Origin of the sequence: Streptomyces sp. AJS327 (genome assembly GCF_013450295.1) — a bacterium.
Classification (GTDB): Bacteria; Actinomycetota; Actinomycetes; order Streptomycetales; family Streptomycetaceae; genus Streptomyces.
Map to the genome: position 1 here is coordinate 1,475,370 of NZ_SKBR01000001.1, position 14,177 is coordinate 1,489,546.

At 72.4% G+C, this 14,177-nt stretch carries 15 protein-coding genes; 13 read left to right on the forward strand and 2 right to left on the reverse strand.

The window, feature by feature from the left end:
• The first annotated feature begins 17 nt into the window (after positions 1–17).
• The 10 genes from sufD to E0L36_RS05960 all read left to right on the forward strand — a co-directional run bounded on the left by sufD (position 18) and on the right by E0L36_RS05960 (position 7,565).
• A complete protein-coding gene (gene sufD / locus E0L36_RS05915) occupies positions 18–1,220 on the forward strand; it encodes a Fe-S cluster assembly protein SufD (RefSeq protein WP_180927761.1) in 1,203 nt (400 codons plus the stop codon).
• On the forward strand, positions 1,217–1,552 hold the full coding sequence (locus E0L36_RS05920) for a non-heme iron oxygenase ferredoxin subunit (RefSeq protein WP_180927762.1): 336 nt from the start codon (positions 1,217–1,219) through the stop codon (positions 1,550–1,552). Before sufD ends, E0L36_RS05920 begins: the two co-directional genes overlap by 4 nt.
• A gap of 7 nt (positions 1,553–1,559) precedes the next feature.
• Positions 1,560–2,324 (forward strand): Fe-S cluster assembly ATPase SufC, encoded by a 765-nt coding sequence (gene sufC, locus E0L36_RS05925; RefSeq protein ID WP_180927763.1) that lies wholly within the window; start codon positions 1,560–1,562, stop codon positions 2,322–2,324.
• Positions 2,321–3,589, forward strand: coding sequence for a cysteine desulfurase (locus tag E0L36_RS05930; protein WP_308416645.1), 1,269 nt, complete (start codon positions 2,321–2,323; stop codon positions 3,587–3,589). Before sufC ends, E0L36_RS05930 begins: the two co-directional genes overlap by 4 nt.
• Positions 3,590–3,634: 45 nt before the next feature.
• Positions 3,635–4,120 carry a Fe-S cluster assembly sulfur transfer protein SufU gene (sufU, locus tag E0L36_RS05935; RefSeq protein WP_180927764.1) on the forward strand — a complete coding sequence of 162 codons (486 nt, stop codon included), beginning with the start codon at positions 3,635–3,637 and terminating at the stop codon, positions 4,118–4,120.
• On the forward strand, positions 4,117–4,446 hold the full coding sequence (locus E0L36_RS05940) for a metal-sulfur cluster assembly factor (RefSeq protein ID WP_180927765.1): 330 nt from the start codon (positions 4,117–4,119) through the stop codon (positions 4,444–4,446). The genes sufU and E0L36_RS05940 overlap by 4 nt, the downstream gene beginning before the upstream one ends.
• A 155-nt stretch (positions 4,447–4,601) precedes the next feature.
• Entirely contained in the window at positions 4,602–4,922 is a 321-nt protein-coding gene (locus E0L36_RS05945) for a multidrug efflux SMR transporter (protein ID WP_180927766.1), read from the forward strand.
• Positions 4,922–5,461, forward strand: coding sequence for a TetR/AcrR family transcriptional regulator (locus E0L36_RS05950; RefSeq protein WP_180927767.1), 540 nt, complete (start codon positions 4,922–4,924; stop codon positions 5,459–5,461). Before E0L36_RS05945 ends, E0L36_RS05950 begins: the two co-directional genes overlap by 1 nt.
• Before the next feature lie 137 nt (positions 5,462–5,598).
• Positions 5,599–6,606 carry a 2,3,4,5-tetrahydropyridine-2,6-dicarboxylate N-succinyltransferase gene (gene dapD, locus E0L36_RS05955; protein WP_180927768.1) on the forward strand — a complete coding sequence of 336 codons (1,008 nt, stop codon included), beginning with the start codon at positions 5,599–5,601 and terminating at the stop codon, positions 6,604–6,606.
• Between the two features lie 119 nt (positions 6,607–6,725).
• Complete coding sequence (locus E0L36_RS05960) at positions 6,726–7,565, forward strand: EI24 domain-containing protein (protein ID WP_180927769.1); 840 nt, start codon at positions 6,726–6,728, stop codon at positions 7,563–7,565.
• Positions 7,566–7,649: 84 nt separating this feature from the next.
• On the opposite strand, the gene E0L36_RS05965 is transcribed toward E0L36_RS05960, so the two are convergent.
• Positions 7,650–9,500: an endonuclease/exonuclease/phosphatase family protein gene (locus E0L36_RS05965; protein ID WP_180927770.1), complete on the reverse strand. Its 1,851-nt coding sequence runs from the start codon at positions 9,498–9,500 to the stop codon at positions 7,650–7,652.
• Between the two features lie 345 nt (positions 9,501–9,845).
• On the opposite strand from E0L36_RS05965, the gene E0L36_RS05970 reads away from it, so the two are divergent.
• The 3 genes from E0L36_RS05970 to E0L36_RS05980 all read left to right on the forward strand — a co-directional run bounded on the left by E0L36_RS05970 (position 9,846) and on the right by E0L36_RS05980 (position 12,607).
• On the forward strand, positions 9,846–11,420 hold the full coding sequence (locus E0L36_RS05970; RefSeq protein WP_180928632.1) for a hypothetical protein: 1,575 nt from the start codon (positions 9,846–9,848) through the stop codon (positions 11,418–11,420).
• A 294-nt stretch (positions 11,421–11,714) separates the two neighbouring features.
• Positions 11,715–11,921, forward strand: coding sequence for a DUF6011 domain-containing protein (locus E0L36_RS05975; RefSeq protein ID WP_180928719.1), 207 nt, complete (start codon positions 11,715–11,717; stop codon positions 11,919–11,921).
• 296 nt (positions 11,922–12,217) lie between these two features.
• Entirely contained in the window at positions 12,218–12,607 is a 390-nt protein-coding gene (locus E0L36_RS05980; RefSeq protein ID WP_180928633.1) for a VOC family protein, read from the forward strand.
• A gap of 110 nt (positions 12,608–12,717) precedes the next feature.
• Here E0L36_RS05980 and E0L36_RS05985 read toward each other — a convergent pair whose 3' ends face one another.
• The gene (locus tag E0L36_RS05985) at positions 12,718–13,890 is read right to left on the reverse strand and encodes a TerD family protein (protein WP_180927771.1); all 1,173 of its coding nucleotides are present in this window, start codon (positions 13,888–13,890) and stop codon (positions 12,718–12,720) included.
• Positions 13,891–14,177: the final 287 nt, after the last annotated feature.

Sequence of the window (14,177 nt, forward strand, 5' to 3'; positions counted from 1 at the left end):
CGAGCAACACGACAGCCATGGCTGAGGCCCAGAACATTCCGGTCGGTTCGGAGACCGCCGGATCCAGGCTCCGACCCGGGGTCCTTCCAGCGGTGACGGCCGAGTCCACCACCGCTACCCGGATGAGCGCGCCGCCCTCCTTCGACGTGGCGGACTTCCCGGTGCCGCACGGCCGCGAGGAGGAGTGGCGCTTCACCCCGCTGGAGCGGCTGCGCGGTCTGCACGACGGCACCGCCGAGGCGTCCGGCTCCCTGCGGAGTTCGGTCGACGCCCCGGAGGTCGTCACCGTCGAGGCGGCCGGGCGGGACGACGCCCGAGTCGGCCGGGCCGGGAAGCCCGTCGACCGGGTGGCGGCGCAGGCGTTCTCGGCCTTCGAGAAGGCCACGGTGATCTCGGTGCCGAAGGACGCGGTGCTGGACCAGCCCGTCTGGGTCAGGCTGCACGGCGAGGGCGGGGTGACCTACGGCCACACCGTCTTCGACGTCGGCGCCTTCGCCGAGGCCGTCGTCGTCATCGACCACCAGGGGGACGGCGTCCGCGCCGCGAACGTCGAGTTCGTCCTCGGGGACGGCGCGAAGCTGACGGTCGTCTCGGTGCAGGACTGGGAGGACACCGCGGTGCACTGCTCCCAGCACAACGCGCTGGTCGGGCGGGACGCCACCTTCAAGTCGATCGTCGTCACCTTCGGCGGCGACCTGGTGCGGCTCAACCCCCGGGTGAGCTACGCCGGTCCCGGTGGGGAGGCCGAGCTGTACGGGCTGTACTTCACCGACGGTGGCCAGCACCAGGAGCACCGGCTGCTGGTCGACCACGAGGCGCCGAACTGCCGGAGCAACGTCGCCTACAAGGGGGCGCTCCAGGGCACGGACGCGCACGCGGTGTGGATCGGTGACGTGCTGATCCAGGCGGCGGCGACCGGCACCGACACCTACGAGCTGAACCGCAACCTCGTCCTGACGGACGGGGCGCGGGTCGACTCGGTCCCCAACCTGGAGATCGAGACCGGCGAGATCGTCGGAGCCGGGCACGCCTCGGCCACCGGGCGCTTCGAGGACGAGCAGCTGTTCTACCTGATGGCGCGCGGTATCCCGGAGCAGGAGGCCCGGCGGCTGGTGGTGCGCGGCTTCTTCGCGGAGCTGGTGCAGCAGATCGGCCTTCCGGAGCTTCAGGAGCGGCTGATCGCCAGGATCGAGACGGAGCTGGAGGCGTCGGTGGCATGAGCGTGGAGAGTGTGTTCGGCTACCAGCGCGCGGCGTCGCTGAGTGAGCTGGAAGAGGATCTGCCCAAGCGGGTCGAACTCGACGGCGTGCCGGTGTCCGTCGTCCGCACCGAGGGTTCGGTGTTCGCGATCAACGACATCTGCTCGCACGCGAACGTCGCCCTCTCCGAGGGCGAGGTGGAGAACTGTCAGATCGAGTGCTGGCTGCATGGCTCGCGCTTCGACCTGCGGACGGGTGAGCCCTCCGGGCCGCCCGCCGTCCGCCCCGTCCCCGTGTACCCCGTAAAGATCGAAGGGGACGACGTGCTCGTCTCCGTCACCCAGGAGTCCTGAAGTCCCCATGGCAACGCTTGAGATCAACGACCTGCACGTCTCCGTCGAAGCCGAGAGCGGCCCGGAGGAGATCCTGCGCGGCGTCGACCTGACGGTTCGGCAGGGTGAGACGCACGCGATCATGGGCCCGAACGGCTCCGGCAAGTCCACCCTGGCCTACTCGCTGGCCGGTCACCCGAAGTACCAGGTCACCAGTGGATCGGTGACCCTCGACGGCGAGGACGTCCTCGCGATGTCGGTGGACGAGCGCGCTCGCGCCGGTGTCTTCCTGGCCATGCAGTACCCGGTGGAGGTGCCGGGCGTCTCCGTCTCCAACTTCCTGCGCACCTCGGCGACGGCGCTGCGGGGCGAGGCCCCGAAGCTCCGCACCTGGGTCAAGGAGGTCAGGGAGGCGATGGAGCGGTTGCAGATCGACCCGTCCTTCGCCGAGCGGAACGTCAACGAGGGCTTCTCCGGCGGTGAGAAGAAGCGGCACGAGATCCTTCAGCTGGAGCTGCTCCGGCCGAAGATGGCGATCCTCGACGAGACCGACTCCGGGCTCGACGTGGACGCCCTGCGCGTGGTCTCCGAGGGGGTCAACCGCGTCCGGGAGGACGGGGATGTCGGCACCCTGCTGATCACGCACTACACCCGCATCCTGCGCTACATCAAGCCCGACCACGTCCACGTCTTCGCGCGGGGCCGGATCGTCGAGTCCGGCGGTCCGGAGCTGGCGGACCGGCTGGAGGAGGAGGGCTACGAGCGGTACGTCAAGGGGGCTGCTAGCGCGTGAAGACCACTGGCCACGGCCTGACCGGCCTGCTCGACACCGACGCGATCCGTAAGGACTTCCCGATCCTGGATCGCACGCTGCACGACGACGCGCGGCTCGTCTACCTGGACAACGCCGCCACCTCGCAGACGCCCACCCCGGTGCTCGACGCGATGACCGGTTACTACGAGCGGCACAACGCGAACGTGCACCGGGGGGTGCACGTCCTCGCGGAGGAGGCCACCGCGCTGTACGAGGGCGCGCGGGACAAGATCGCGGCCTTCGTCAACGCGCCCAGCCGGGACGAGGTGATCTTCACCAAGAACGCCTCGGAGTCGCTGAACCTGGTGGCCAACATGCTGGGCTGGGCCGACGAGCCCTACCGCGTGGAGCGGGACACCGAGATCGTCATCACGGAGATGGAGCACCACTCCAACATCGTGCCGTGGCAGCTGCTGGCGCAGCGCTCGGGGGCCCGGCTGAAGTGGTTCGGCCTGACCGACGACGGCCGTCTCGACCTGTCGAACATCGACGAGCTGATCACCGAGCGCACGAAGGTGGTCTCCTTCGTGCTGGCGTCCAACATCATGGGGACGCTCAACCCGGTGGAGGACATCGTCCGCCGGGCGCAGGAGGTCGGCGCCCTCGTGGTGATCGACGCCTCGCAGGCCGCGCCGCACATGGTGCTGGACGTCCAGCGGCTCCAGGCCGACTTCGTCGCGTTCACCGGGCACAAGATGTGCGGTCCCACCGGGATAGGCGTGCTGTGGGGCCGTCAGGAGCTGCTGAACGACCTGCCGCCGTTCCTGGGGGGTGGCGAGATGATCGAGACGGTCACCATGAACTCGTCCACCTACGCCCCGGCGCCGCACAAGTTCGAGGCGGGTACGCCGCCCGTCGCGGAGGCGGTGGGGCTGGGCGCCGCCGTGGACTACCTCACCGGCATCGGGATGGAGCGCATCCAGGCCCATGAGCACGCGCTGACGGAGTACGCCCTGGCGCGGCTCGCGGAGATCCCGGACCTGCGGGTCATCGGACCGGCCAGCTCGGCCGACCGGGGGGCCGCGATCTCCTTCACCCTGGGCGACATCCATCCGCACGACGTGGGCCAGGTGCTGGACGAACAGGGCATCGCCGTGCGGGTCGGCCACCACTGCGCGCGGCCGGTCTGCCTGCGGTACGGAATTCCCGCGACCACGAGGGCGTCGTTCTATCTGTACTCCACTCCGGCCGAGGTTGACGCCCTGGCCGAGGGGCTGGAGTACGTACGGAACTTTTTCGGTTAGGCAAGCGGCGAGCACGGTGCCTCAGGCTGACGGACGGACTTACTCGTGAAGCTGGACTCCATGTACCAGGACGTGATCCTGGACCACTACAAGCATCCGCACGGGCGCGGGCTCCGCGAGGGCGACGCGGAGGTGCACCACACCAACCCCACCTGCGGTGACGAGATCACCCTGCGGGTGCGCTACGCCGGGCACACGGTCGAGGACGTGTCCTACGAGGGCCAGGGCTGTTCCATCAGCCAGGCCAGCGCCTCGGTGCTCAACGAGCTGCTGGTGGGCAAGGAGCTGGCGGAGGCCCGGCGGATCCAGGAGTCCTTCCTGGAGCTGATGCAGTCCAGGGGCCAGCTGGAGCCGGACGACACGATGGAGGAACTGCTGGAGGACGCGGTGGCGTTCGCTGGCGTCTCCAAGTACCCCGCGCGGGTCAAGTGCGCGCTGCTGAGCTGGATGGCCTGGAAGGACGCGACCGCCCAGGCGCTGGGCGAGACGGGCGGGGAACCGTCCACGGAGAAGGAGAGGGGCGCGGCATGACGGACGCGGCCACGAAGCCCGCGAACGAGGACGAGGTCCGCGAGGCGCTGATGGATGTGGTGGACCCGGAGCTGGGGATCGACGTCGTCAATCTCGGGCTGATCTACGGCATCCACATCGACACCGAGAACATCGCCACCATCGACATGACGCTGACGTCCGCGGCCTGCCCGTTGACCGACGTGATCGAGGACCAGGCGCACTCGGCCACCGAGGGCATCGTCAAGGAACTCAAGATCAACTGGGTCTGGATGCCGCCGTGGGGTCCGGACAAGATCACGGATGACGGCCGGGAGCAGCTGAGGGCGCTCGGCTTCAACGTCTGACCCGGTTCCGGCCGGGCGACGACGGCCGCACCACCCCGTTCGGGGTGGTGCGGCCGTCGTGCTGTGTGGGCCCGACTCCGGCGCGGCGAGCGGTTCCCGGGAAGGGGAGACGCGGGTGTGTACGGGCGTACGCATCGATGTGTACACTCGTACGCATGATGTACGCGACGCTCACGGGAGCGATCCTCGCCGAGATACTCGCCACCACCTCCATGAAGTACAGCGACGGGTTCACCAGGCTCTGGCCCTCGCTCGGCACCGCGCTGGGCTACCTCATCGCCTTCGGGCTGCTCGCGCAGACCCTCCGGGAGATGTCGATCGGCACCGCGTACGCCATCTGGTCCGGCGCCGGGACCGCCGCCATCGCCGCCATCGGCATGGTCTTCATCGGGGAACCGGTCAACGCCGCCAAGATCCTCGGCGTGCTGCTGGTGGTGGCCGGCGTCGTCGTACTCAACCTGGGCGGAGCCCACTGATGGCCCGCCGCTACGACCCCGAACGGCGCCAGCGCATCATCACCGCCGCCATCCGGATCGTCGAGGAGCGGGGCATCGGGGCGTTGAGCCACCGCTCGGTCGCGGCGGAGGCCGACGTACCGCTCGGCTCCACCACCTACCACTTCGCCAGCCTCGACGACCTGCTCGTCGCCGCCCTGGAACAGCTCACCGGGGAGCCCCGCGCGGCTGTCGAGAGCTGGGAGGAGGAGTTCGGGGAGGGCGTCCCGCTGACCGAAGCGCTGACCGGGGTGCTGGAGGAGTACACCTCGGGTGGGCGCGGCCGCATCCGCGTCGAGTACGAGCTGTACCTCGCCGCGCTGCGCCGCCCCGCCCTCCAGCCGGTCGCCGAGGCGTGGATGGACTCGATGGCCACCGTCCTCGCCCGGCACGTCCCGGACATGGCCACGGCCCGGGCGCTGACCGCGCTGATCGACGGCCTGTTGCTCCGCGTGCTCCTCACCGACCAGCCCCTCGACCGGGACGAGGTCCGCTCGGCGCTCGCCCGGATCATCGGCTGAGGGCCGGCCCGGCCCGGCTGGCTCCCGCGGCTGTGTTGGCTGTGTTGGCAGCCTTGGCAGCCTTGGCAGTCTTGGTGACGTCGGCGCACCGGGGGCCGGGTTCGTCCCCCCGCACCGAAGGCCGATAGCGTGCCGGTATGACCGAAGCATCCGCCACTCGCACCACCGGCGCCGTCGCCGCCGGGCTCGCCACGCTCACCCTGGAAGACGGCGCCACCGCCCCGGCCGGCACCGTGCTGGACACCTGGTTCCCCGCGCCAGAGCTCGTGGAGCGGCCGGGCCCAGCCGGAACCGAGCGGCTCGCCCCGGAGCGCGCCGCCGAACTGCTCGGCGAGGCCGCGCCCCAGGCGCTCGGCCCCGACCCGGTGCGCGGGGTCGAGGTGGTGGCCGTCCGCACGGTGATCGCCTCGCTGGAGGAGAAGCCGCTCGACACCCACGACACCTACCTGCGGCTCCAGTTGCTCAGCCACCGGCTGGTGCGGCCGCACGGGCAGAACCTGGACGGCGTCTTCGGGCTGCTCGCCAACGTCGCCTGGACCAGCCTCGGTCCGGTGCCGCTGGACCAGCTGGACGCGGCGCGGCTGCGGGCCCGCGCGGCCGGTACCCACCTCGCCGTCACCAGTGTCGACAAGTTCCCCAGGATGACCGACTACGTGGCGCCGCTGGGCGTGCGGATCGCGGACGCCGACCGGGTGCGGCTCGGCGCCCACCTGGCCTCCGGCACCACCGTGATGCACGAGGGCTTCTGCAACTTCAACGCCGGGACGTTGGGCGCCTCCATGGTGGAGGGGCGGATCAGCGCCGGGGTGGTCGTGGGGGACGGCACCGACATCGGCGGCGGCGCCTCGATCATGGGCACCCTCTCCGGCGGCGGTACGCAGACCATCGCGCTGGGCGAGCGCTGCCTGCTCGGCGCCGAGGCCGGGGTGGGCATCTCGCTCGGGGACGACTGCGTGGTGGAGGCCGGACTGTACGTCACGGCCGGCACCCGGGTCACGCTGCCGGACGGGAAGGTCGTCAAGGCGCTGGAGCTGTCCGGTGCGCACAACCTGCTCTTCCGCCGGAACTCGACCACGGGCACGGTCGAGGCCCTCCAGCGCACCGGCTCCTGGGGCGGGCTCAACGAGGCGCTGCACGCCAACTGACGCGCCACCGCCGGGCCCCGGCGTCACGCCCCGACCGCGTGGCGCCGGGGCCCGTCGGCGTGCCGGGGCCGGCGCGCGGCCCGCGCGGGCGGCCCCGCGACCCTGGGTAGGGTGTGCGGATGCGTGAACTGGCGGCGGGAATCCGCTACTTGGGGCGAGGTCAGCGCTGGGTTCTCGGTCACGGCAGGTGGCTGGGGTTCGGTCTGCTGCCCGCCCTCATCACCCTGGTGCTCTACGCCGCGGCGCTCGCCGCGCTCGCCTTCTGGGCGGACGACGTCGTCGCCTGGGCGACGCCCTTCGCCGACGACTGGGCGTCCCCCTGGCCCGGGCTGCTGCGCGGGGTCTTCGCTGTGCTGCTCTGGGTCGCGGTGCTGCTGCTCGCGGTCCTCACCTTCACCGCGGTCACCCTGCTTGTCGGGGACCCGTTCTACGAGCGGCTGTCCGAGGAGGTCGAGCGGTCCGAGGGCGACTGCCCCGAGGGGGCCGACCGCCCGCTCTGGCAGGAGCTGTGGATCTCCCTCCGGGACAGCCTCTACTTGCTGTGGCGGGCCTCGCTCTGGGGCGTCCCGCTGTTCTTCCTCGGCTTCGTGCCGGTGCTCGGCCAGACCGTCGTGCCCGCCGCGGGCTTCGCCGTCGCGGGCTTCTTCCTCACGGTCGAGCTGGCCTCCGTCGGTCTCCAGCGCCGGGACGTACCGGTGCGGGAGCGGCTGCGGCTGCTGCGCGGCCGCCGGGCGCTCGCGCTGGGCTTCGGCGTCCCGCTGGTGCTGCTCTACCTGCTGCCGCTCGCGGCGGTGGTGCTGATGCCCGGCGCCGTGGCGGGCGCCGCGCTGCTGGTGCGGGACCTGATGGGGGAGGACGGCGCCGCCGAACCGGCCCCGCCCGGCGGCCCGGAGACGGCGGCCGGGGTGCCCGGGGGCGGCCCGGCGACGGCCCCCGGCTGGGCGCCCCCGCGCGGCTGAGCCGGGAGACGCGGCTGAACCGGGCCCGGAGCCCGGCCGGACCCGGGGGCCGGGAGCCCGCCGGGTCCGGTGACCGGGGCCGGATCAGGGCAGTGTGATCCGGGTGACCGAGGGGTCGTGGTCGCTGGTCTGGTCCGCGAACTCGGCGTTCACGTGCACGATGTCGTACTCCGGCGTACCCGCTCCCGGGCTGGTGAGGATGTGGTCGAGGGTCTGCGAGTTGCCGTTGAAGACGTAGCCGTACCGCTCCTCCTCCGGCAGCCGGTCCATCGGGCTGGTGAGCGCGCCGCCGGAGCGGAGCGCGTCCAGGGTGGGGGAGAAGCCGAAGTCGTTGAAGTCCCCGCCCGTGACCACGAGCGCCTCGGGATCGACGTCGCGGATGTCCCGCACGAAGGAGTTGAGCAGCTTCGCCTGCTCGACGCGCTGCGGCTCGGAGTGCCGGGTGGGCGGCTGGAAGCGGCCCTCCATCGGCTGGTCGCCCTCTAGGTCGCCGCCGCCCTTGGAGCTGAAGTGGTTCGCCACCACGAACACCGGCCGTCCCTGGAAGCGGAACTCCCCGGCCAGCGGCTTCCGGCTCGCCTCCCAGGCGTCGTCCTGCGGCGTGACGCGGCCCGGCGAGGCGCTGAGCGCCGGTTCCCCGTCCCGTTCGGTGACCTCGACCGGGGTGGTGGCGTCGCCGCCCTCCCGGTCGGTGAAGGAGACCCGCTCGGGGTTGTACAGGAAGGCGACCCGGATGTTGCCGCCGGGCTGCCCGCCGTCCGCCTTGTCCTCCGGGTCGATCTGGCGGTACTCGTAGGCGGGGCCGCCCGCCTTCGCGATCGCCTCGGTCAGCTGGTCGAGCGTCTTCCCCGCGGAGACCGTGCCGTCGTCGTCCGGCCCGGTGTCGTCCTGTACCTCCTCCAGCATCACGATGTCGGGCGAGGCGAGGTTGGTGACCAGCCCCTCGGCGAGCTGGTCGAACTTCTCCGGCTCGGTCCGCGGGGAGAGGTTCTCCACGTTGTACGTCGCGACGGCCAGCTCGTCCTTCTCGTGCGGCCGGGTGCGCTCACGCTCCAGCCCGCCGTCCTCGTGCTCGCCGAGCGCGGTGGCGCGCACGGTGTAGCCGCCGAACTGGTCGTAGTCGAGCGGGCCCGCGGTGGCGCCGGACAGGGTGTCGCCCACGTTCGCCCGCGGGAAGGGGCTCTTCTCGGGGTCGAGCAGCGAGGTGACCTTCAGCCGCGCCCCGTTGTGCTGGTCGTAGCCCCCGTAGAGGGTGCCGCCGCGCGGGGTGGGGTTCTGCCGCGGGTCCGCCGTCACCCAGAGGTCGTCGTAGGACGAGGTGGCGCCCGTCACCCGGGCGTCCTCCACGGCGACCCGCATGCCCTCCAGCGCCTCGTACCGGTCGAGGGCGTACTTCTTCGGGTGGAGCGTGAGCGGTTCGATGTTCTCGCCGTCCGCCCCGGGGGCGTACCGGTCCGGCACGCTGTCCGCCGACAGCCGGAAGGTGGCGGGCAGTTCGGCCTCCCGCGCGGTGGCCGTCCAGCTGGCCCCGGTGAGCTGGGTGACGGACTGGCCGCCGGACTCCTCGCCGCCGGGGTAGTACTCCGCGACCTTCCCCGAGACGCGGAGCGCGTCGCCCACCGTCACGTCGGGGGACTCCTCGCCGGTGAAGACGTAGATCCCCTCGCTGGTGGCCGGATCGTCGTCCGGCTTCGGGTCCTGGAGCCAGAAGCCCCGCGCGGAGCCGGAGTCGCGGACGGCGGTCACCACGCCCGGCACGTCGGTGACCTCCTTCCCCACGAGGGGCGATATCCGGCTACTGCCCTGGATGTCGTGGATCCGCTGGCCGTCCGCCGGGAGCGGGGCGGCCGAGACCGCGGACGAGGGGACGAGCAGGAGCGAGGAGCAGAGCGCGGCGACGGTGATCGCGCAGGTACGGCTGGTTCGAGACGACAACGGTTCCCTCCGGTGTGGGGACCCCGCGCTGGCGGCGGGGGAGTTGGGGACGAGGATGTGTCGCGCAGTGTCTACGCGCGTTCAGCCTGGCCGGGAAACGCCAGTTGTCAAGGGCGTGACGGATCGTGGGAGACGGACGTGCTCCTCCGGTTGTGTGGTGGGCGCACGATTCGGGCAGCGGCGGACAGATCCCGTCTACGCTGGGGGCCGACGTCAGCCCGGACCCGACCGGGAGCGTCCACTCGTCCCGTCCCGCCGCGCCGGGGCCCCACCCCACTCCACCGCCGGGGCCGGGGCCACCCGCCCGGCCAACCCCCGTAACAGCTCTAGGAGATGAACGCGCTGATGACCGGTGACGCCCGTTCCACCATGCCGCCCGTGCGGCTGCCCTCCGAGGCCGAGCTGGCCCGGGAGGCCCTAGCGGCGCCGCTGCTCTCCCGGGCCGCGCGGCTCGCCCGCTGGGCCGAGTCCGGAGTGCCCGTCGGCGCCGGGGGCGAGCTGCTCGCCGGGCAGCTCAAGGAGGCCGCCGACCACCTCGGCCTCGCCGAGGCCGGGGCGGCGCGCGACATCGCCGGGGAGGAGGAGCGGGAGGCCGCCGACCTCGCGGCCGAGGCGTGGAACTTCGCGGTGGACACCGGCCTCGTCGAGTTCGAGGAGAACGACCCGGCCGAGGGCGGGGAGGGCGCCTCCGGCGGGACCGGGGGCCTGGCCGCCGACGAGCCGGTGGGCACCGCCACGTCCGGCGAGGCGCTGCCCCGGCTCCTCTCCGGCTCCCCGGCCGACGTGCTGGAGATCTGGCAAGAGGGCATGGAGTGCGTGCTCGCCGAGGCGGTGACCCCGACCTTCGAGGAGCTGCTGGGCGATCTCCAGGCCGTCGTGGAGGGTTCGGCCGCCGACCCGTCCTCGATCGACATGGACCAGCTCGACTGGGACCCCGAGGAGGCGGCCGGGTTCCTCGACAGCGCGCTCGGCAACCTCTACCTGCTCACCGTCAGCGACGCCACGGTGGCCTCCGGGGCGCTGCTGCCGCTCCCGGCCCTCGCCGCCTCGATGACCGTCCCCGAGGACATGGAGGAGCCGACCGACGAGGTGCTGGAGGAGGTCTCCACCGCGATGATGCGGCTGGACGGCCAGTTCCGTGTGCTGACGCCGATCGGCCTGCTGGAGTACCGCCCGGTCGACGAGGAGCTGACCCGCGAGGCGGAGGAGTCCGAGGAACTCCCCGAACTCGACGACGAGGACGTCTCCCGCTACGGCATGGTCCGGCTCACCCCGCTCGGCCTGCACGGCGTCCGCGCGCGGATGCGCGAGGCCGGGCTGGACGCCCCCGCCGTCGGGGACCTCGCCACCGCTGACGCCCGGGAGTTGCTGGACACCCTGCCCGGCTACCCGGAGGCCAGCGCGCAGGCCGAGATCGAGTGCTGGCTGGCGGCGCGCCCGGCGGACGCCAGCGACGACGGGCACGGCCGCGCCGCCCGGGAGCTGCTGACCGCCGCGCGCGGTAACGACGCGGACGCGCCCTCCCGGCGGCTCGCCTGCCAGCAGGCGCTCACCCTGATCGGGCCGAGCGCCGAGCCCGCGCTCCGGGAGGTGCTGGCCGACCGGCAGCTCGGCGGGCTGGCGCGGGTGTGGCTCGCCGAGCGTGGCGCCGCCGACGTGCCGCAGCCCGACGAGGAGATGGTCTTCTGGCTGACCGTCGACACCATCGCCGCGCAGCTGACGGCGGTGGGCGAGGCCGCCGAACTCCAGGAGCTGGTCCAGGGCCTGGTCGACCAGCACACCGGCTTCTTCGACAAGGCATGGCGGGTCGACCACCCGGCGACCGGTGACGTCCTGGAGGCCATGGGCCGTGTCCACCCCGACCGCCGGACGGCGAAGGAGGCCCGCAAGGCGGCATTCAAGGCCCGCTCCCGCGCCTGAGGCGAGCCCTGCCACCGCGCGCGGTCCGCGCGGCCGCCTCCCCGGTGTCCGTGAACTCCCGCCCGGGGAACGCCCGTCGGGGAGGCGGGACGAGACGGGGCGGCCGGGCGGGCTCGCCGGGGGACCGGCCGCGCGGTACCCGTGGCGCGGAACAGGCCGCGCGGCAGCGGTGGTTGTGTACGGCCGTGCGGAACGGGCCGTGTGGCAGCGGTGGTTGGCGACGGCCGGGCGGAACGGGTGTCCGGCTCGGACTGGTCGGCTCCGGCTGTCGGCGCGGGATGCTACACCGGAGGGGTGAGCCACCGACCCGACGAACCGCTGCCGGACAGCGTCCCCGAGCCACCGGACGCGCGTCACTGCCGGATGTGTGGCGCGGTGCTGCGCGACCGCGTCTCCCGGATGTGGGGTCTCGGCCCCGACTGCCGGGCGAAGGTGCGGCTCCGCCTGGCGCCCGACCCACCGCCGAACGAGACCGAGCAGGAGGCGCTGCCCGGAACCTGAGCCCGAACCTGAGTCTCCGAACCCGAGACCCGGGGGCTGACCCTGGGTGCCGAGGCCGGGGACCGAGGACTCGGACCCGAGGGTCCGGTTCCGGCCGCGTCCAGTTGATCTCGTCGAACAGGCGGAGATATCCCACGCGTTGACCGTTACGTCTGGACTTCGGGGACTCGTCCGTCTGAACTACGTGAGGGGGCCGCCGGCCCCTGCTCGCTGAGGTTCCCGGGTCGCCGGGGCACCGGCCTCCGGGACGACGTCACTGAGGAACGAGGGGACACGTGAACCAACGGAAGACCGCCCTGCGGGTAACGGACTTCGACCACCTGGTGCTCACCACGGGAGACGTGGAGCGCTCACTGGACTTCTACTGCGGACGGCTCGGAATGGAACCGGTCCGAGTGGACGAGTGGCGGGCGGGGAAGGTGCCGTTCCCCTCCGTCCGGGTCTCCGGGACCACCATCATCGACGTACTGGCGGGGGAGCGCGGCGAGTCCAACGTCGACCACTTCTGCCTGGTGGTGGAGCCGCTGGAGTGGCGGCAGGTCGTCGACTCGGGCGACTTCACGGTGCTGGAGGGGCCCGTCGAGCGCTTCGGCGCGCGGGGCACGGCCTACTCGGTCTACGTCCGCGACCCCGACGGGAACACCGTCGAACTGCGCTGGTACCCGGAGGACGCCGAGGAGGGCTGAGCACCGCCTGACCGGTACGGACGGGCCCGGGCGGGTATGGACGGCCACGGCCCGCGCCGCCCGGAGCGCCCGTCGGCCGCCGCACCGACGGGCGCTCCCCGGGCCGGGCGTCAGAGCGCGGCGCCGCCTGGCTTGATCATGCCGCGCACGGTGCGCGAGTCGACGTACTCCCCGAGGGCGGTCATCTCCCACTCGCCGGAGAACTGCCGGATGAGCTTGCACATCAGAACCCCGGTGCGCGCCTCGGAGTTGGTCAGGTCGAAGCGGGCCAGCTCCTCGCCCGTCCGGCCGTCCAGCAGGCGGCTGTACGCCTTGGCGACGTCCGTGAACTTCTGGCCGGAGAAGGAGTTCACCGTGAAGACCAGCCCGGAGACCTCGGCCGGGAGGTCACCGAGGTGGACGGTGATGGACTCGTCGTCCCCCGCGCCCTCGCCGGTGAGGTTGTCGCCGGAGTGCTGGATGACGCCCTTGAGGATCTGGAGCTTGCCGAAGTAGCAGACGTCCACCTTCTTGCGGTTGGCGTCGTACGCGATGACGGAGGCGTCCAGGTCGATCTCCTTGACCCGCTTCCCCGCGCGGAAGGCCGGTTCCCAGCCGAGTCCCATCCGCACCGAGGTGAGCACCGGCTGGCCGCCCTTGACCAGCGAGACCGTCTCGTTCTTCCGCAGGTTGACGGTGCCCTTGTCCAGATTGATCTTGCCGGGGGGCGGCGGCGCGGCGGCGGGGGCCGGAGGCGCGGAGGGAGCCGGGGCCACCGGGGGAGCAGCCCGCGGGGCGGGGGCGCTCGGCTCCTCGTCCACGCTGACGCCGAAGTCGGTGGCGATACCGCCGAGGCCGTTGGCGTACCCCTGGCCGACGGCGCGGACCTTCCAGGCGCCGTTCCTGCGGTAGACCTCCACCATCACCAGCGCGGTCTCGCTGCCGAGCCGGGGCGGGGTGAAGGTGGCGAGGACGGCTCCGGAACCGGCGTCCCGCACGGTGGCGGTGGGCTCGGTACCGGAGAAGGTGGCGCCCGGGGCGTCCAGGCTGGCGGTGACGACGACCTTGTCGACGTCCGCCGGGACGGCTCCGGTGTCCACCGTGATGGTGTCGACCTGGCCGCCGCCGTGTGTCACACCCGGGCCCGTGGGCTGGTTGTAGAACACGAAGTCGTTGTCGGAGCGGACCTTGCCGTCCGGGCCGAGCAGCAGGCCTGAGATGTCGAGCCGGGTGGGCGCGGTGACATCGACCGCCACTCGGGGCGCGGTCAGCGGAAGGTTGGAGCCAGGAGTCATTGCGGTCATGGCGGGGCAACGAGCGAGCGCGCTTTGCGGTTCCTTTGCGCGGGGTTTGCCCCTCCGCTTTCGTGTCACCCGTCCCGTCGCCCCTCGCGTCACCTCTCGCCCCACGGTCCCGTCGCCTCTCGCGCCACCTCCGTGCCCGGCCTCGCGCGCCGGAGCCGGAGACGTGTGGTGGCCGCGCGGTGGCCGCCGCACGCGGATGTCACATCCCGGCGCGGCGATCCGTCACAGGGGTGGCACCGGCGCGACGCCGCCGGAACAGGACGGGAACCGGCCCCCTCGGGGGCCGC